This window comes from Testudinibacter sp. P27/CKL/0425 (genome assembly GCF_052931395.1).
Genome location: NZ_CM128801.1, coordinates 1,919,879 through 1,937,415, shown reverse-complemented (window position 1 = coordinate 1,937,415; position 17,537 = coordinate 1,919,879). Strand labels below are relative to the sequence as shown.

The 17,537-nt window shown below is 46.2% G+C and carries 17 protein-coding genes and 2 pseudogenes; 7 read left to right on the top strand and 12 right to left on the bottom strand.

Annotated features, from left to right (window positions below):
• Nucleotides 1-11: 11 nt before the first annotated feature.
• On the bottom strand, nt 12-671 hold the full coding sequence (locus ACUHGC_RS09685; protein ID WP_446833124.1) for a flavodoxin: 660 nt from the start codon (nt 669-671) through the stop codon (nt 12-14).
• A 14-nt stretch (nt 672-685) separates the two neighbouring features.
• Entirely contained in the window at nt 686-1,273 is a 588-nt protein-coding gene (locus ACUHGC_RS09680) for an NAD(P)H-binding protein (protein WP_446833123.1), read from the bottom strand.
• A 125-nt stretch (nt 1,274-1,398) separates the two neighbouring features.
• Here ACUHGC_RS09680 and ACUHGC_RS09675 point away from each other — a divergent pair, with 125 nt between their 5' ends.
• Nucleotides 1,399-2,295, top strand: a complete 897-nt coding sequence (locus ACUHGC_RS09675) for a LysR family transcriptional regulator (RefSeq protein ID WP_446833122.1) — start codon at nt 1,399-1,401, stop codon at nt 2,293-2,295.
• 7 nt (nt 2,296-2,302) lie between these two features.
• On the opposite strand, the gene ACUHGC_RS09670 is transcribed toward ACUHGC_RS09675, so the two are convergent.
• Nucleotides 2,303-3,211, bottom strand: a complete 909-nt coding sequence (locus ACUHGC_RS09670) for a lysine exporter LysO family protein (RefSeq protein ID WP_446833121.1) — start codon at nt 3,209-3,211, stop codon at nt 2,303-2,305.
• A gap of 133 nt (nt 3,212-3,344) precedes the next feature.
• Between ACUHGC_RS09670 and ACUHGC_RS09665 the strand changes: the two genes are divergently transcribed.
• Complete coding sequence (locus ACUHGC_RS09665; protein ID WP_446833120.1) at nt 3,345-4,955, top strand: DUF2813 domain-containing protein; 1,611 nt, start codon at nt 3,345-3,347, stop codon at nt 4,953-4,955.
• 138 nt (nt 4,956-5,093) lie between these two features.
• Nucleotides 5,094-5,252: a DUF1328 domain-containing protein gene (locus ACUHGC_RS09660; RefSeq protein ID WP_446833119.1), complete on the top strand. Its 159-nt coding sequence runs from the start codon at nt 5,094-5,096 to the stop codon at nt 5,250-5,252.
• A gap of 78 nt (nt 5,253-5,330) precedes the next feature.
• On the opposite strand, the gene ACUHGC_RS09655 is transcribed toward ACUHGC_RS09660, so the two are convergent.
• Nucleotides 5,331-5,891 (bottom strand): hypothetical protein, encoded by a 561-nt coding sequence (locus ACUHGC_RS09655; protein WP_446833118.1) that lies wholly within the window; start codon nt 5,889-5,891, stop codon nt 5,331-5,333.
• A 141-nt stretch (nt 5,892-6,032) separates the two neighbouring features.
• Here ACUHGC_RS09655 and ACUHGC_RS09650 point away from each other — a divergent pair, with 141 nt between their 5' ends.
• The 3 genes from ACUHGC_RS09650 to ACUHGC_RS09640 all read left to right on the top strand — a co-directional run bounded on the left by ACUHGC_RS09650 (nt 6,033) and on the right by ACUHGC_RS09640 (nt 7,902).
• Nucleotides 6,033-6,929 carry a LysR family transcriptional regulator gene (locus ACUHGC_RS09650; RefSeq protein WP_446833117.1) on the top strand — a complete coding sequence of 299 codons (897 nt, stop codon included), beginning with the start codon at nt 6,033-6,035 and terminating at the stop codon, nt 6,927-6,929.
• Between the two features lie 120 nt (nt 6,930-7,049).
• Nucleotides 7,050-7,601 (top strand): NAD(P)H-dependent oxidoreductase, encoded by a 552-nt coding sequence (locus ACUHGC_RS09645; RefSeq protein ID WP_446833116.1) that lies wholly within the window; start codon nt 7,050-7,052, stop codon nt 7,599-7,601.
• Between the two features lie 10 nt (nt 7,602-7,611).
• Entirely contained in the window at nt 7,612-7,902 is a 291-nt protein-coding gene (locus tag ACUHGC_RS09640; protein WP_446833115.1) for a YciI family protein, read from the top strand.
• Nucleotides 7,903-7,943: 41 nt separating this feature from the next.
• Here the strand turns inward: ACUHGC_RS09640 and ACUHGC_RS09635 are convergent, their stop codons facing one another.
• The 7 genes and pseudogenes from ACUHGC_RS09635 to ACUHGC_RS09605 form a co-directional block, all read right to left on the bottom strand.
• Nucleotides 7,944-8,852, bottom strand: a complete 909-nt coding sequence (locus ACUHGC_RS09635) for a LysR family transcriptional regulator (protein WP_446833114.1) — start codon at nt 8,850-8,852, stop codon at nt 7,944-7,946.
• A 111-nt stretch (nt 8,853-8,963) separates the two neighbouring features.
• On the bottom strand, nt 8,964-9,674 hold the full coding sequence (locus ACUHGC_RS09630; RefSeq protein ID WP_446833113.1) for a putative quinol monooxygenase: 711 nt from the start codon (nt 9,672-9,674) through the stop codon (nt 8,964-8,966).
• A 48-nt stretch (nt 9,675-9,722) separates the two neighbouring features.
• Nucleotides 9,723-10,325, bottom strand: a complete 603-nt coding sequence (locus ACUHGC_RS09625) for an NAD(P)H-dependent oxidoreductase (protein ID WP_446833112.1) — start codon at nt 10,323-10,325, stop codon at nt 9,723-9,725.
• Between the two features lie 43 nt (nt 10,326-10,368).
• Nucleotides 10,369-11,331: an aldo/keto reductase gene (locus ACUHGC_RS09620; RefSeq protein ID WP_446833111.1), complete on the bottom strand. Its 963-nt coding sequence runs from the start codon at nt 11,329-11,331 to the stop codon at nt 10,369-10,371.
• Nucleotides 11,332-11,422: 91 nt separating this feature from the next.
• The gene (locus tag ACUHGC_RS09615; RefSeq protein ID WP_446833110.1) at nt 11,423-12,247 is read right to left on the bottom strand and encodes an aldo/keto reductase; all 825 of its coding nucleotides are present in this window, start codon (nt 12,245-12,247) and stop codon (nt 11,423-11,425) included.
• A gap of 324 nt (nt 12,248-12,571) precedes the next feature.
• Nucleotides 12,572-13,847 (bottom strand): annotated as a pseudogene (locus tag ACUHGC_RS09610) (SLC13 family permease).
• Between the two features lie 237 nt (nt 13,848-14,084).
• On the bottom strand, nt 14,085-15,407 hold the full coding sequence (locus ACUHGC_RS09605) for an NAD(P)/FAD-dependent oxidoreductase (RefSeq protein ID WP_446833109.1): 1,323 nt from the start codon (nt 15,405-15,407) through the stop codon (nt 14,085-14,087).
• Between the two features lie 185 nt (nt 15,408-15,592).
• Here ACUHGC_RS09605 and ACUHGC_RS09600 point away from each other — a divergent pair, with 185 nt between their 5' ends.
• On the top strand, nt 15,593-16,252 hold the full coding sequence (locus ACUHGC_RS09600) for a cation diffusion facilitator family transporter (protein ID WP_446833108.1): 660 nt from the start codon (nt 15,593-15,595) through the stop codon (nt 16,250-16,252).
• Between the two features lie 182 nt (nt 16,253-16,434).
• On the opposite strand, the pseudogene ACUHGC_RS09595 reads toward ACUHGC_RS09600, so the two are convergent.
• Nucleotides 16,435-17,324 (bottom strand): annotated as a pseudogene (locus tag ACUHGC_RS09595) (YbfB/YjiJ family MFS transporter).
• Nucleotides 17,325-17,537: the final 213 nt, after the last annotated feature.

The following is a 17,537-nucleotide window of genomic DNA, read 5'->3' as shown; positions in this document are numbered from 1 at the left end:
GTGAACCATAATTAAGAATCTCTATTAGAACGACTTGTAAGCGCTTGTAACCATTGCTGGCAGGCAATTTGGGCTTCAGCCTCATTAGGAAGTTGAGTAATAACTTGATTTTGCCCGCGCCCGGCCCCTTGAATCGCCAGCCCGTCGATCACATTGGCAGTTGGGCAAAGCTGCTGCAAGCGTTGCGTTGTTCCCGACAGACCGCTCATGGCATGAGTGCAGAACGGCGCCAGCGTTTTGCCGCCGAAGTCGTGTTGCTGCAAAAACGGATACAAAAAGCGCGGTAGATCCATTGCCCAAATCGGATAGCCAAGAAAAATCGTATGGTATTCGGCTAAATTTGTAATTGTTTGCCGCATTTCAGGATAAATTCCCTGTTCTTGTTGATGCCTGTTCAGCTCAACCACCGCATAATAATCCGCCGGATAGGCGGTTGTCGGGATTATTTCCAACAGATCGCCGCCGACGTGTTGATGAATCAGATTTGCCACTTGGCGAGTGAAACCGGTGCGCGAAAAATAAGCCACCAGCACCTTTCCCAGTTGTGGAAAGCGGGTGTCGGCATGTGCCAGTGGCAAATAGCGAAAATTCGCCATGCCGAACAGGGCAGCAGTGCCAATCAACAATCGGCATCGATTGAAAGTGCGGTTGATTTTAGGTTGTTCATTCATGGCGATTCTCGCGGTTATTCGGGCTTGCTGATGCCCAGATTTTCATTTAAATAACGTGCAGGCTGTGCAAACAGGTTGCAGACAAAGCTGGCAATGCTTTTGCGCGATACTGCACTTCCGCTTTCCGGCTCGCCTTTGCGGGTGAGCGCGTAATCAATTTCATCGGCATTGGTGAACCAGTCGGGGCGCAGAATGGTGTAGTCCAAACCGGAATTTTCGATCAGATCCGCCAGTGCGCGATAAGGCTTCAGAATCGGCTGTAGCGGCGATTGATAAATGCCGATCGAGCTGATGGCGACAATCCGTTTCACGCCGTGTTGCTGCATGGCTTTTACAATATTTGTACCCATTGTAGCCAGATCGCCCGCCAGATTGAGATAAACCAAATCTTGCCCGACAACCGCACTTTGTACATCGGCATAATTCAGTGCGTCGCCTTCAATAACACGAATGCTAGGCGGTAAATTTTTCGGCAAGCGGCTTGGATTGCGTACAAACAGTGTCAGCACGCAATTGTCCAATTTTTGTGCTTCGGCAATGACATAGCGTTCTAAGCTGCCGCTGGCGCCGAAGATCAGAATATTGTGAGTGGAAGTTGGCATACGATTGATTCCTTTTTTATTTGTTATGAAAGAGTATGCGGCTATTCTAGCAAACCGGATTTATATTGATTAGCCGGATAAATTCGCATAAAGTTATGAATAAAATTAATTAATCTGAGGTTGAAATGAAAGAGAATCTGAATGATTTACGCGCGTTTTTATTGGTGGCACGTGAGGGCAGTTTCACTAAAGCCGCCGCACAATTGGGCGTATCGCAATCGGCATTGAGCCATACCATGCGCGGCATTGAAGCGCGTTTAGGCGTGAAATTGCTGATCCGCACTACCCGCAGCGTTTCAACCACCGAAGCGGGCGAACAGCTACGTCAGCGGCTTGAGCCTTTGTTTGACAATGTGGATCAAGAAATTCAAGCACTCGGTGATTTTCGTGGCGGGGTGCGCGGCAATTTGCGGATCGAAGGTACAGATTTAGCATTTAGCGTATTGTGGGATAAATTCGCGGCGTTTATGCGTGAGTATGCCGAAGTGTCATTGGAATTTTGCAGTAACATCGGCTTCAGTGATATTGTGGCGAAGCGGTTTGATGTGGGGATCCGATTAGGCGACGACGTGGCAAAAGACATGATTGCGGTGCGGGTTGCGCCGGATTTGCAGATGTGCGTGGCGGCAAGCCCCGAGTATTTGGCAAAGTGCGGCACGCCGAAAACCCCGTATGATTTAAGCGAACACAACTGTTTGGCGTTGCGGCTGCCGACTCACGGCGGTTTGCTGGCGTGGGAGTTTTTAGATCCGAAAAAAGGCGGCAAGCCGATCAGCATTCAGCCGCAAGGCTCTATGATCAGCAATACACCGATATTAGTTAAAAAAGCGGCGACCGAACATTTTGGGCTATGTTGGACAGCGCTAGAAAGCTTGCAAGATGAAATTCAGTCAGGCGAATTGATACCGGTGTTGGAAGATTGGGCGATCAGCTATCAAGGGCTGCATTTGTATTACCCGAACCGCCGCGCCGATTCACCGTTATTCAGGGCGCTGGTCGATGCCCTGAAATGGCAGGAATGAACGGAAATTAAAGCGGCAGATTGATAAAAAATACCAGCAGAATCGGCACTAAAATATTGATGATAAAGCCGTAGCTGATCGCCAACGGCACGACTTGCATTCCGCCGGAACGTTGGATCACCGGCAGGGTGCAGTCAAGTGCGGTTGCACCGGTGATCCCGACTGCCGTCGAACGGTGATTTTGCATGAAAAACGGCACTAAAAACAGGCTCAAAATTTCGCGCGTTAAGTCATTAAAAAACGCAATACTGCCTAACACCGGCCCCCAAGCATCATTAATCATCACACTCGACAGCGAATACCAACCGATGCCGGAGGCGATCGCCAAGCCTTGTGACGGGGGCATTTTTAACCACGCCGCAGCAAGCAAGCCGCCGAGTAGTGCGCTAAACGTGACAATAATTGCGGTATAAATTCCGCGTTTGTTGAACAACACTTCGCGCAGCCCGATGCCGTTATTGCGCAATTGAATCCCGATCAGAAAAATCAGTGCGATCAGCACATAGGTGCTGCTGTTGAGCGGAATACTGAAATGCCCTTTGCTGAAGAAGCCGAGGATAAATCCGAGTAGCACCATTGATGACATCAGCAGAGAATCGAGCATTAAACGCAGGCGTGAAGGCATCTGTTCGCCGTGGTGGGCTAATGGGCGCGGTGAGAGTTTGTCATAAATTGCCAAACACAGGATATTCAGCCCGATGATCATGGCGATAAAGGTGAGCGATGAAACGGCAATGATCGGTAATTTTTGAGCTAAATCGTCCATTTGCCCGAGTGACAGCCCCATGATCAATAAGATCAAATACAGTAGGAGCATCACTGCCTTGTTAATCCGATTCAGCCAAGCCCGGTTGTTTGTTTTGATTAAGTAGCCGAAAAACATCGGGCCCAAAACGATTAATAATCCACCAATCATAATTACCTCATAAAAATCAGGTTGCGATTATAACGAAAAACATGAGATTAAGCATATTAATGCCCGCTTTTTTTTAGTAAGCTGTTTGGTGAGTCATGTTGATTGAACATGAAAACGCCCAAACGAGGTCAATATGTATTTAAAACAAGTTGATGTAATTGGTTTTAGAGGTTTGAATCGTTTATCTTTGCAACTGCGCTCGAATATGGTGCTGATTGGCGAAAATTCATGGGGGAAGTCGAGTTTATTGGATGCGCTGAGCTTGATTTTAAACCCTGAAAAACGCCTGTACCACTTTAAGCCGAGCGATTTCCACCTTGATCTGGATGAGTATCAAGAACTCACGCCGCAAAATCCCGTTTCTAAACGCAATCATAGCTGCATGGTGTTGTTCACCTTCAGCGAAAGCTACCACGGCGAACGAGATCGCCAAGAATGCCAATTTTACCGCCCGCTGTTTTCCGAGCATGAAGACGGCTACGCGCGGATTTATATGCGAGTCAGCGGCGAATTGATCGACGGCTCAGCCAGCACCGAATATTCATTTTTAGACGGATTGGGCGACCAGATTAAGCTGCGCAACGCGCGCAAACTGGTTTCATTGATCATTTCCCGCCATCCGGTGTTCCGCTTCCGTGATGCACGGTTGCAACGCCACTACCACACAATTCGCCCGTTTTGTATTAAAGGGGAGTGTGAAGGCGATGTGCTGCAAGCAGAAATTCATTCCGTTGCATTGCTGCTGCAATACTATTTTTTAGACAATCAGGATCGGTTGATGTGGCAGCGGCAAATGCACGACACCACCAAAATGTGGACACAGGTAAAATCATTGTGCCAGCGTTTGATTTTGGAGGAAAACGGCAGCCTGAAAAAACGGATTTTATACTATCTTTCATCGATGTTTGAACGCGGTAAAGGGATCAAATTCAGCAAACAGACTCGCCCGATCATTCTGTTTGAAGATTTGGAAACCCGCCTGCATCCGCGGATGGTGGCGATCGGCTGGGAACTTGCCAGCCATTTGCCGCTGCAACGGATCACTACCAGCAATTCGGTGGAGTTGCTGGCGTATGTGCGGTTGGAACATATCTGCCGTTTAGTGCGATACCAAAGCCAAACCAAAGCCTACCAATTGGCACGACGGGATTTAGGCAAAGAGGATATGCGTCGTTTGAGTTTTCATGTGCACTATAACCGCAGTTTGGCACTGTTTTCGCGGATTTGGGTGTTGGTGGAAGGCGAAACTGAAGTGTGGATTTTGACTGAACTGGCACATTTGCTGAACATTAATCTGGAAATGGAAGGGATTCGGATCATCGAATTTGCACAAAGCGGCTTGCGCCCGTTGATCAAATATTGCAAAAAAATGGGCATCGAATGGTTTGTACTGACCGACGGCGACAGCGCCGGGTGGAAATATTCCGACACGGCTAAAAGCTTGGTTGAGGATAATGAATCGGTGCACAGCCGACTGCTGACGCTGCCGAAAAAAGACATTGAACATTTTTTCTATAGCGAAGGTTTTGAAAACGTGTTTTACCGCTTGGCAAACCACGTTCCGCAGCGTAATCAAGTGGTGAGTAAAATTATCCAACGCGCGATCCAGCGTTCGTCTAAGCCGGATTTGGCGATTGCATTGTCGGATGAAATGGAAAAACGCGGGGTGAATTCGATCCCGTTATTGTTTAAACAAATGTTTTATAAAATCATGCAGTTATCGAAACATCAAGAACGGGTTTGAGCCGAGGTGATGAAAAAAGTGACGCATTATTTGCATTGATGTGAATTTTTATGTTATATCTATAGGCGTTATGCAACTTGTTTATTTTATTCACTTTGTTGCGTAATATCCTATCTTAACGTTAAAGGGAGAAGTAATATGTTACATTATTCCATCATTTTTTTCGTAATTGCAATCATTGCTGCGGTATTAGGTTTCGGCGGGATCGCCGGAAGCGCGGTTGGCATTGCCAAAGTCCTGTTCTTCGTATTTTTAATCATCTCCGTGCTTTCATTTCTTTTCGGACGAAGACGTTAGCATAGGCAATATTTTAGCCCTATACAAAAAAGCGGCAGTGGCGAGAGCGCCATTGCCGCTTGTGTTTAGGCAGTCGGATTATGATGTTACGGACAGTTCAGCCGCGATTGCTTTTGCGGTGTTCATTTGTCCGCTTTGAGCAGATTCTAAAGCGCTGTCCAATTCGCGGATTAAGCGTTCCAATTTAGTGCTGGTGTAGTTTACATCAGCAGCCAAACGGTAGTTATCTTCAGAGTCGCCGGTATCTTTCAGCAAGCCGGAAACATTTTGTTTTGCTTGCAATGCCAGTTCTTTCGCAGTTTGTGCATCGGCAACGAATGTGGCACGGTTGTCATTGTGTTTCAATTCTGAGATTTTAGTTTGCAATTCAGCATAAGTGCGGTCAAACGCATTGCTGCTCACCGGCGCTTTTTGTAATTTTTGGCTGGAGATTGCCGCTTCGATTTGCGCGTTCACCGGGTTGTCGCCGGTAATCCGTGCTTTCGGTTGTGCGACGGTAGCTTCTGCCACGTTCACCGTTTGCAGTTTCTGGGCGGAGATTGCCGCTTCGATTTGATCGTTAACCGGGTTTTCAGCCAAAGCGCCGAAGCTGGCGAAAGCGACAGGTAATGCGATCAGAAGTTTGCTTGATAATTTCATAAATAAATCCTCTTAAATTTCGTTTATTAATAAGAAAAGCACGATTGCTTTTGACGGGAGTTATAGTAAGATTATTTTTATTAAATTAAAATAGCTAATTTATAAATTCATAATTAAGTATAATTTAATAATGAGGGGTTTATGCTGGATTTAAAAGCGATGGCAATTTTTGCCAAGGTGGTTGAGAAGGGGTCAATGCAAGGGGCTGCGCAGGAATTCAATATGACTTCAGCGGCAATCAGTCAATACATCAGTAAATTGGAGCTGCGCTATAAGATCAAATTATTGAATCGTACTACGCGCCGCCTTAACTTGACACCTGCGGGAGAGGGATTCTATCAAGGTTGTGTCACCATGCTGAAAGGCGCGGAAAGTGCGGTCGATACATTGGAAAGCTTGCGGGATAACGCAATTGGCACATTGCGAATTTCAGCGCCGACCGGGATCGCCAGTAGCGTATTTGTTAAGGCATTGGAACGGTTATTGAAACAGAATCCGGAAATGAATATCGAATTACAATTTTCCGATTCTATCGTGGATTTAGTTGAAAATAAAATTGATATTGCGATTCGAGGCGGATTGGGATTGTTGCAAACGCCGAACTTGATTGCCCGTCCTTTAGTGGATATTCGGCGGATTACTTGTGCTACACCCCGTTATTTGCAAGAGTTCAATATTCCAATCAAAACACCGCAAGATCTGCTGAAACATCGTTGGATTGGTGCGGCAAGTCCTGAGCTTCATCGCCAATATTATACTTATAGCTGCGAAGGAAAGAATGATATTGCGCTTGTTCCACCGGTGAGTGTGATTTGCGATAGTATGTTGATTCGACGTTTATTGACGATTCAGAATATGGGCATCTCAATTCATTCCGAGAGGGAAATTAAGCCGTATCTGGATAGTGGTGAATTGGTTCACATTTTACCGGAATGGGAATTGGCAAGGGTTCATTTATATTTAGTGACGCCGAACCGTGCCGACTCATTGAAAGTGCGGTTGGGGATTGAGGCGATTCGTGAAAGTTTTTCGGCTTAATCCTGCGAGGGAGATTGTTAGTTTAAAACGAATAATCAATTAATCCGCCGCGTACTTATCAGCTGCTGTTCGGTTCTTTATAATGCCGGATAACACACACTACTTGTTAAGGAACTCAACATGAAAAATATCCTGATTATTTCCGGACACCCGAATTTAGAAAACTCCGTTGCCAACCGCGTGATTCTGGATGAATTAACGCAAGCGTTGCCAAATGCCGACATCCGCAGATTGGATGCGCTTTATCCGAATTACCAAATTAACGTTGCCGCCGAGCAAACCGCACTTGAACGGGCGGATGTGATTGTCTGGCAGTTCCCGTTTTATTGGTATTCAATGCCGGCATTGATGAAAAAATGGCTGGATGATGTGTTTGTACACGGCTTCGCACACGGTTCCACCGCCAAGCTGGGCGGCAAACAGTTGTTGGTTTCCCTCACCACCGGGGCGCCAAAAGGGGCGTATGGCAAAGAAGCGTTTATGCGCCATGATGTCGAAGACTATTTCGCCGCACTGGAAAGCACCGCAATGCTGTGCAATCTGGAATTTGTGCCGCCGATGTACTTAAACGGTGTCAGCTATACCGGAGGCAACCCGGCGGAAGTGGAAAAACAACAGGCGGATTCAAAAGCCTATGCGCAGCAGTTGATCGCTAAAATTAATAGTCTATAAGGGTAAACAAATGTATTTGATCAATATTGTGTTAAAAACCGATCATCTGCCGGCGGATGAACAAGAAACATTGCTAAACCAACACCGCACTTGGTTTGCAACCTATTTTCAGCAGGGCAACTTTTTGCTGTTGGGGCCGTATTTGGATCAGCCTCATGCTGGTGTGATCATCGCACAAGCGGCAGATCGTGCCCGGTTGGAGCAGATTCTGGCGGCGGACGTGTATTACCCGAATCTTGCCGAATATGAAATCAGGGAATTTAAAGCCGCGATGGTGGCACAGACGATTCAAGCGGATTGACCGCATTTTGATGATTGGCTTTTAATACGGCATAGGGAAATCTATGCCGTTTTTTCGATTAAAAAATCAATCAGCACCTGAACACGTTTGGCTTTTTGGCTGTTTTGCAAATAATACAGCGACAACGGCGGATAGGTTTTCCAATAATCCGGCAGTAGCGGAATAAAATCCGCCGCGTCATGTTCCCGTTGCAGAATCGGTTCAAAGATCCGTCCGATCCCCAGTCCTTGTGGCACTGCGTCCAGCACCACTTCTAAGCTGTTGGCGATGATTGGCGTCGGCATTTCGATGTTCACATCCTGCCCGTTGTCGTTTAGCGTGAGCGGAAACAGCCGGTTGGCGGTCATAAAACGAAAGCCGATTAACCGATGTTTCGCCAATGCTTCAAGGCTGGTCGGCACGCCAAATTGCTCGACATAGTGTGCCGAAGCATATAAACCGGCTTTAAATGGCGCCAGCAATTTGCGCGCCACCATATTTTCCTCAATGGCATTGCCGAAGCGAATTCCCAAATCAAAGCCCTGTTTAAGAATATCCACCGTGCCGTCATACACCGAAATCTCAAGTTGAATCTCGGGATAGCGGCGGCAAAATTCGGCAAAGTGCGGTTTTAAAATCAGCAAATAGGCGATACGCGGCACGGTGATTCGCACGCAGCCGGACGGCACTTGCGCCAAATCATGCACGCTTTCCAACGCAAATGCCAATTCCTGCATTGCAGGCTTGGCGCTTTCATATAGCCGAGCGCCCGCTTCGGTCAGTTCAATTTTGCGGGTGGTGCGGTTAAACAGCGGCAAGCCGATATGCTGTTCCAACAACTTCAAAGCATGGCTGACCGAAGGCGAAGCGATTTCCAGCTTTCGGGCGGCAGCGGCAATGCTGCCTTCCTCAACAATGGCATGAAAAATCGTGAGATAACCGTAAACGGAGCCGTTTATATTGTTTGCCATTTTTCCTCTATGTGAGCTTAAATGTAGCGGGTAGGAAATTATAGGCAGGATGGCGAATAAATCGCAAGCCAGAAAATGGCGGCGCAGGGAAGTGCACCGCCGGAGGCGAAATTAACCAAGGCGAAAATTTAACCCGCCTTGGTTACGCAGCAATTCGGGGGTAACGGCGATGATGCGTTGGTCTTGTACCATTTGTGCGGATTGTGCTAAATATGCTTGAAAGTGCGGTGTCTGTTGATGCTGCTGATAGGCTTGCTCATCGGCATACACTTGGTAAAGATACCAACGGTTCGGCTGCTCTTGTTCGGTGGCGGCATACATTGCCAATACCCCGTTTTCAGCCGTCAACGCTTCCGCCATTGCGGAGATCAGCAATCGATGAAAATCGGCATTAAATTCGGGCTTTATTTCAAGCACCTGAAAATGATTTTGGGTGTTCGCCGTCTGTTCGATTTTCTTATCCGCTAAAAATTGCGGATCCAATGCAATCCGCTTTTTATGTTCGGTCAAAATTGTCGGTGCAGCCTGTAAAAATGCCTGATATTGCGGTGATTGCAAATGTGTTTGGTAAGCCGTTTGATCGGCATAGAGCTCCAACATATACGCCATATCCGGATTATCTGCCGATTTGAGGGAATACATCACCAGCGTACCGGGTTCCTCATTGAGTGAGGTGGTGATATTGTTGTGCCCGATTTCGTTGTAGCGTTCAGTCTGTCCGGGCTGGATTCCGAGTTCAAACAGATTAAACATCGGCGCTGCCGATGCAGAAAGTGCGGTGCAGAGTGTCATGGTGGCGATCCATTTTTTTAAAAAAGTCATGGGCTGTCCTTAAGTGAAGCAAAAATAAAATAAAAGTGAAATAAACCGTTACTCCTGCAACCGTTTAATCAATTGTTGTTGATAGTCAGGCAATTGGCTTTGGCTGATATTCTGAAAGGCAAGTGGCGGTAAATAGATCATGCCGGTATGCAAGGCACTGGCTTTCATCGGCAGAAAGACATCTTCCAGGCTGACGCCGATTCTGCCGGCGGAGCCGTAGGTGGAACTGCCGCCTGCCGCAGTGGTGACAACCAGCATTTCTTTACCCTGCCATAAGCCGGGGCCGACGCTGCCCCAAGTATCATTCAGATACGCCTTCATCATCGGGGTGATATTGAACCAATGAGTCGGGAACAAAAAGACGATACGATCGTATTGGCGGGTAATTCGCCGTTCTTCATCTCCGTTGATCGCGCGGGTGTCAAAGCCATAAATCGTTTCTAAATTGCGCACAGTAACGCCGTCCACAGTTTCTGCGGCGGCTTGCAAACCTTTAGTCATCACCGAACGCTCAGGATAGGGGTGAGAAACAATTACCAATGTTTTGATATTCGTTTTTGGATTCGCGTGTGCTAATCCGCTTGTAGGCATGGCGCTAGCGGTAACGGCTAATGCGCCTTGGACAAATGTACGACGATTAAATTCTGACATAATGTCTCCTTATCATTTCAATTTAAATTGACCGATGAACAGCTTAAAAGGTGGAAAACCGTTGCCGCTTATCCAACATATTCAAGGTTTGCATATCATCATGCTGTAATTCAAAGTCAAAAATACTAATATTTTCCCGAATATGCGCGGGATCACTCGAACCCGGAATTGCGATATTGCCTGCTTGCAAGTGCCATCTTAAAATAATTTGAGCGGGACTTTTCTGATATTTTTCAGCAACTTCGACAATAGTTTTATCTGCAAATAAGGTATCCTTCCCTCCGCGACCATAACGATTACGTCCACCTAGCGGATACCAAGATTCCAGTCGGGTACCATACTGATCAAAAAAGCCTTTTAGGTTTTTCCATTGGTTATATGGATGGGTCTCATTTTGCACCACTGCCGGGGTGATGGTGGCGATTTGCATAATCTCTGCAAACTCTTTTTCGTAGTAATTCGATAAACCGATCGATTTCATTTTGCCGGCTTTAACGGCGCGTTCCATCGCTTGATAGGCTTGTTTATCATACGCGGCAGGGTGGTGAAGCAGTAGAAGATCGATATAATCGGTATCCAGTCTTTTTAGCATATGATCAATCTCATTATCAGCATTGGGGAAGTCATTCATCCATAATTTGCTGGTTAGAAAGATCTCGTCTCTCGGTACGGCAGATTTTTTCATGGCACGCCCGACAGCTTCTTCATTGCCGTAAATATGTGCAGTATCAATTAATCGATAACCGTCTTTTAAGGCGTGAAAAACCGAATTTTCAGCTTGTGTCATCGAGAGCATAAATACACCAATCCCGATAATTGGCATTTCTCGGCCATCATTTAACCCCACGGTTTTTTTATTTAAATCAAATGTGCCGCCAATAGCCGGAGTTTGAGCCGGTGGTCGTGAGCCGCTCGTTTGGCTATAAGCGTATCTCGTGGATAGCAAGGATGTTGCCGTAACAGCCAATGCATGTTTGACAAATGTTCTGCGATCAAACGTTGACATAATCTTATTCTCCTTATGATTGACGTTGGTTTAATTAAACATGGCTTTGAAAGTATATTTCCCTCATTCGTTGAATGAATTTTGTAGTGAATTAAATCATAGCATTTTCCCATGCGCCGCGGGTATCGACATCTGCCTCAGCGGCTGATTTCTCCAACTCGGCGATTTCTTCCGTGTTGAGTTTCAGTTGAGCGGCTTTGGCGGCATCTAGCACATGATGAGTTTTGGTTGCCCCAATCAACGGTAAAGTGCCTTTCGCAATCGCCCAAGCTATTGCAATTTGGGCGACAGTGGCATTTTTGTTGTCGGCAATGCGTTGCATCACGGCGGTGAGTTTTTCTAATTGCGGCAATAATTGGTTGTAGGTTTCTGCACGCCCGCTGCCTTGCGGCAATGGATTTTGTGTATTGTAGCGTCCGCTCAATGCACCTTGTTCCAACACCATATAAGCAAAGAAGGTGATGTTATTGGCTTTGCAATAATCTAAAATGCCGGCTTGTTCAGAGGCGCGATAGAGCAGGCTATAATGGTTTTGTACCGCACTTAGTGCAAAACCTGCCTGATTTAAAATTTCATTTACTCGTTTGATTTGCGCCAAATTGTGATTGGACACCCCGACGCGTTTCACTTTGCCGCTTTGGAGCAGCGGAATGAGAGCCGGTGTCCATTTTTCTACATCAAACGGATTGTGAATCCAGTAAAAATCCATACTTTCAACCCTCAGGCGCTCGAGGCTCTCGTCCAGCATTTTTTCAAGTGGCTGAGAAGCGTTTTCGTCGGCAATTTGCGGTGTGAATTTGGTTGAAAGCAGAAGATCCGCGCGTGGATAGCGGCGGATTTGTTTACCAAGCACTTCCTCGGAGGAACCCATGCCATACACGGCGGCAGTATCCCATAAATTTAACCCTTGCTGCATTGCGCTGTCGAAAACCTGCTATCGGTTAAATGATTGCCGAAAACAGTGTCTCCACCGGCAAAGCCAGTGCCCCAAGACCACGTGCCTAATGCGATTTTTGGTAATTGATTCATGTTATGTCCTCTTTGATATAAATGGATTGATTCAGATTATAAAACAAAGGCAGTCAGACGGTAGTGGGGGAATAGCTAATAAACCGTTAGAGAAAAACTACCAATAAGAGCATGATAAAGTGCGGTAGCAAAAATGGTATGGACGCAATAAAACCCATGCGATGGCTTATGATCGCATGGGTTAAGTTAAAGGTATTGGTGGTTTATTATATTATGGATAAAACGGGTAAAATATCGGTAATAGGATAAGGCTTACGATTGTAGCAACAATAATTAGTGGGACGCCGGCTTTGACATAGTCGGTAAATTTATAGCCACCGGCAGATAAGACCATCGTGTTGGCGGGCATACCAATTGGAGTTGCATAGGCGCAAGATGCACCGATAACCGTTGCCATTAAAACCGCTCTTGGATCTGCACCCAGTTGTGTTGCAATGGATAAACTGATTGGCGCCAAAAGTGCGGTCGTTGCGGTGTTAGACATGAAGTTGGTTAAGGTGCAGCTGAGCAAAAAAATGGTCGCAAGTAAAACGAATGGACTCGGGTTTTCTCCTAACCAGCCGATAATGGTATTGGCAATTTCCAGACCGGCGCCACTGTCTCTAAGTGCGGTTGCCAGTGCTAGAGTGCCGCCGAATAGAAAGATAACTTGTGAATGAATCGCTTTATAGGCTTGTTTTTCTGTCATCACTCGAGTTAAGACGAGTAAAATTGCACCGATACAGGCGGAAAGGTAAAACCTTATCCCAATCACGTCTTCAAATACCATTGCTAATAGTGTCGCCACTAAGATGAGCAGTGATAATTGTTGTTTCCAAGCTGGAATATGTTGGTAGTCTACTTGTTCGGAATAGATTGAATCTTGAATGCTCAAATTTTGTGAAGCGGGGGAGAAAGCGATGACCAAGCAACACAAAATAGAGAATACCGACGATCAGAATAGGCAGCCCAATTTTAGCATATTCAAAAAAGCCAAATTTGACTCCGGCACCTTGTTCCAGCACGCCTTGGGCGATTAAATTTCCCGGAGCGCCTATCAACGATAAGTTGCCGCCCATTGCCGCTGCAAAAACCAGCGGCATTAGCAATCTTGAGCGTGAAAAATTGGCTTTAGTCGCAATGCCGATGACTACCGGAATTAAAATGGCAGCAGTGCCGGTATTAGATAACAGTCCGGACATAAGCCCGGTAATAAGCATCACGGCGACGGTTAATTGACGTTCTGTTTTGGCAAATCGGGTTACCAATCCTCCGATTTTATTTGCCATTCCCGTTTCAAATAGTGCACCGCCAATGACAAACATCGCCACGATCAAAATCACATTGGAATCAATAAAACCTAAAAAGGTGGTTTTGACATCTAATACTCCGGTCAGGATCAAGCCGATACAGACGATCATTGCGGTGAGTGCCAGCGGAATTTTTTCCCAAACAAACATAATTACAGCGAACAGGAGAAATAGCAAAGTGATAGTACTTGGGCTCATAGTTGTTTCCTTCTGGAGTGAAATAATTATGTGAAAAGCCATGAATTTTATCGGTGTACTATCCTAGTTAATCTAATTAACATTAGTCCAATATGATTTTTTATATAACAAGTATAGGTTTTAGCCTATGAAATAGTGTGGCGATGGATTGCAGATTTGCTATTCGGTTAGTGTGGCGTGCAATAAAATGAAAGAAAAGTGCGGTCTAGCAAATTTAAACCGCACTTTAATACCGGATTAATGTAATTTTAACGATGGTTTTAAGAAACGGTTAATCCGCCCGACCAGAATAATTAAGCCGGTTTTAATGCAGCCGTGTAGCGCGCGTTGGTGCATCCGATAAAGTGAGATGTAGGCGATTCGCGCTAAACGCCCTTCAATGGTTAATGAGCCGCGCATTAAATTGCCCATTAAGCTGCCGACGGTGGAGAAGGTCGAGAGCGACACCAGCGATCCTTTGTCGTTATAGGTGAAGGTGTTTAGCGGTTTGTCATTGAACAATGCGACAATATTTTTACCGCAGAACGTCGCCATTTGATGCGCGGCTTGTGCGCGCGGCGGAACCGGCGTGCCGTTTGCTTGCAGCAGGAAAGCGCAGTCGCCAATGGCAAAGATCGAATCGTCAACTGTGGTTTGCAAGGAGTCTTTCACGCTTAATTGATTTAACCGATTGGTTTCTAAGCCGTCAAATTGCGCGGTGATTTTAGAGGTGCGCACGCCAGCCGCCCACACCATTAAATCGGCTTTAATGCTTTCGCCGTTTTTGGTGATTAACGCATTTGGCATGGCTTCGGTGATCAGCGTTTCGGTTTTGACATTCACGCCTAATTCTTGCAATTCATGGCGCACTGAAGCCGACAGCCTTTCCGGCAGTGCCGGGAGTAGACGTGGTCCGGCTTCCACTAGCGTGACTTGTAGACAACTGCTGTCGATTTTGCCGTAACCATACGAGGAAAGATGTTCCGCCGCATGATACAGTTCGGCTGAAAGCTCCACGCCGGTTGCCCCGCCGCCGACAATCGCAATATTCACTTTGCTTTCTTCTTCGCCGATGTCGTCGAGTGCGCGGTTTTCAGCGAATTTTAAGAACAGCTCCAGCATTTTATGTTGGAAGCGCAAGGCTTGATCGGAGCTGTCTAGGAAAATACAGTTTTCGGCTACGCCTTTAGTGTTGAAATCATTAGACTTACTGCCAATGGCAAGCACTAAATAGTCGTAAGGCACACGGCGGGCGATCACAATCATGTCGCCGTCTTGCCCGTAAATCGGTGCAAGTTCAACATATTTCTGTTCGCGATTGATCCGCACGATAGAGCCTTGCTCGAATGCAAAATGGTGATTTTTGGCGTGCGCCCGATAGCTTAATGCATCCGCACCGTCGTCTAATGAGCCGGTTGCGACTTCGTGTAATAACGGCTTCCACAAATGGCTGGTATTGCGATCCACCAACGTGACTTTGGCTTTGTTCGCCTTGCCTAATTTGTGCCCTAGATAGGTGGCGAGTTCTAAACCGCCGGCACCACCGCCGACAACAACAACGTTTTTTGAGATGTTTTTCATGTTACCTCTTTGTTATTAATTTGCTAAAAAATGGAATGGGCGGATAGTAACATAGCCATTTGGCAAAAACACTCACCAGAACGGGGAGAGTAAAAAAATTTACCTAGGATCATAAACAGAAGACTTGACTTGATAGGGGCTAATGGTTTTAAAATATTGTTTAAATTCACTCCTAAAGGCAAATTATGTCGGAACAGCATACTCATCAGCAGCATCCAATACAGTCAACAGCGGCAGATCGTCGCCGTTTATGGCTGAGCTTTTTGATCATCAGCGGCTTTATGCTGGTGGAATTTCTCGGCGGTTATTTGTTCAACAGTTTGGCGCTAATGGCAGACGCCGGGCATATGTTAAATGATGCGCTTTCGCTGGGCTTGGCGTTGTTCGCGCTGCAAATTGTGGCGAAAAAGCCGAAAGTGTCAAAATGGCTGGCGTTGATTAACGGCGCGTCGCTGATTTTAATCGCCGGTTATATTATTTATGAAGCCATCGAACGGCTGCAAAACCCAAGCCGAATAATTGCGCTGCCGATGATTATGGTGGCAGTGTTGGGATTGATCGTTAATTTAGTGGTCGCCCGAATGATGAAGCAGGCTGATCAGCACAATTTAAATATTCGTGCGGCGTATTTGCACGTTCTAGCCGATCTGCTCGGTTCGGTGGTGGCGATTATTTCCGGATTAAGCGCGTTATTCCTGAATTGGCAATGGGTCGATCCATTGGCAAGTCTATTACTGAGTGCGATTATTTTACAAAGCGGCATCAAAGTCAGTTATGCGGCAGCCAAAGCGTTAAAGTACAATACCGCACTTGAGGTTGATCCGCACGCCGGGCATAAGCATTAACTGGTGATATACTTATAGGTGCGCAAAGTGCGGTATCAACGGCTTAAAACCGCACTTTGGGTGTCTGGCTATTCAATCAATGCGACGATTTCATCTTATGCTTATCTGCAATGATCAGTATTGATCCTGCCAGTAATGCTATGCTGGCACATAGTAGAGAAAATTCAAAATTCTGCTGAATTTTAGGCAACCAGCGGTCCGATAATTTGTCCGATGCTATAGGAAACGGTCATGACGGCAATCAGGTTAGTGCCGATTTGACGAATGATTAATTGCGCCTGTGCCATGGCAAGTGTGACCGTTCCCATAAAACTTCCTCCGACAAATAATGCACTTAACAGATAGCCTGTAGCCATAAATTTAGAATCAAAGCCTGCCGTGAACCAAGTTTGTCGTGCAACTTTTGCCAGAGAAAACAGGAGGGCGCAGCGGCTAAGCCAAAGGCTGCCCAAATGTGCCCAATATTTAGATTCGGCAAGATCAATTGGATCGATAAAGGTAAATAGGTTGCCGTGATAATATAGCCAAAACCGGCTAATCCGTACATGATCACTAGCGGCTTTGCATGAAGGCTCGGCAAAATAAAATCTGTTTTGGCAGAGGGGATTTGGTGAGGCTTGGCGGTTTGGCGCAAATCTTGCACGACGAATAAAAACACCAATAATCCGATAATGCCCAATATTAGCCAGAGGTTAGTCGAAGTCAGCTGGAGATGATTGCCGATGACTACAATTTCCGCCGACAGTGCGATACCAATCCCCACACCGGCATACAGTAACGGCGCTTGTTGAATCAATCCCTTTTGATTAAATAGCCAAAGTGATGAACCGATAATGGCTAAAGCGCTAAATACACCGGATACACCGCGGATAATGATAATCCATAGGCTTGATAGTGGGAGAGCCAACAGCAATAAGCAAATGACCGTGCCGATGATGGCATATAAACAAAGCAGATTTGCGTGGTGAGCTTTACTTCTTATGGCGAATAAAGCGCCGATTAAATAGCCGGCATAGTTGATTGATGCCGCTGTGCTGCCTTCGGTAATAGTCAGCAGCTGCTCATTTACCATATACGGGTAAAGTGCGGTAAATGCAAAGCGTCCGAACCCCATGCCAACAGCTAAAATGAAGCAGGCTTTCAGCCCGATAATGACAGGATTACTCATATTCCATACCCGCGAAAATAGACGATAACTCACCAAAATTGAATGTATTATACGAATATTACAACAAGATGCGAATGATATGCGTGCGATCCGGACGGGGATCTTCCAGCTTTAACC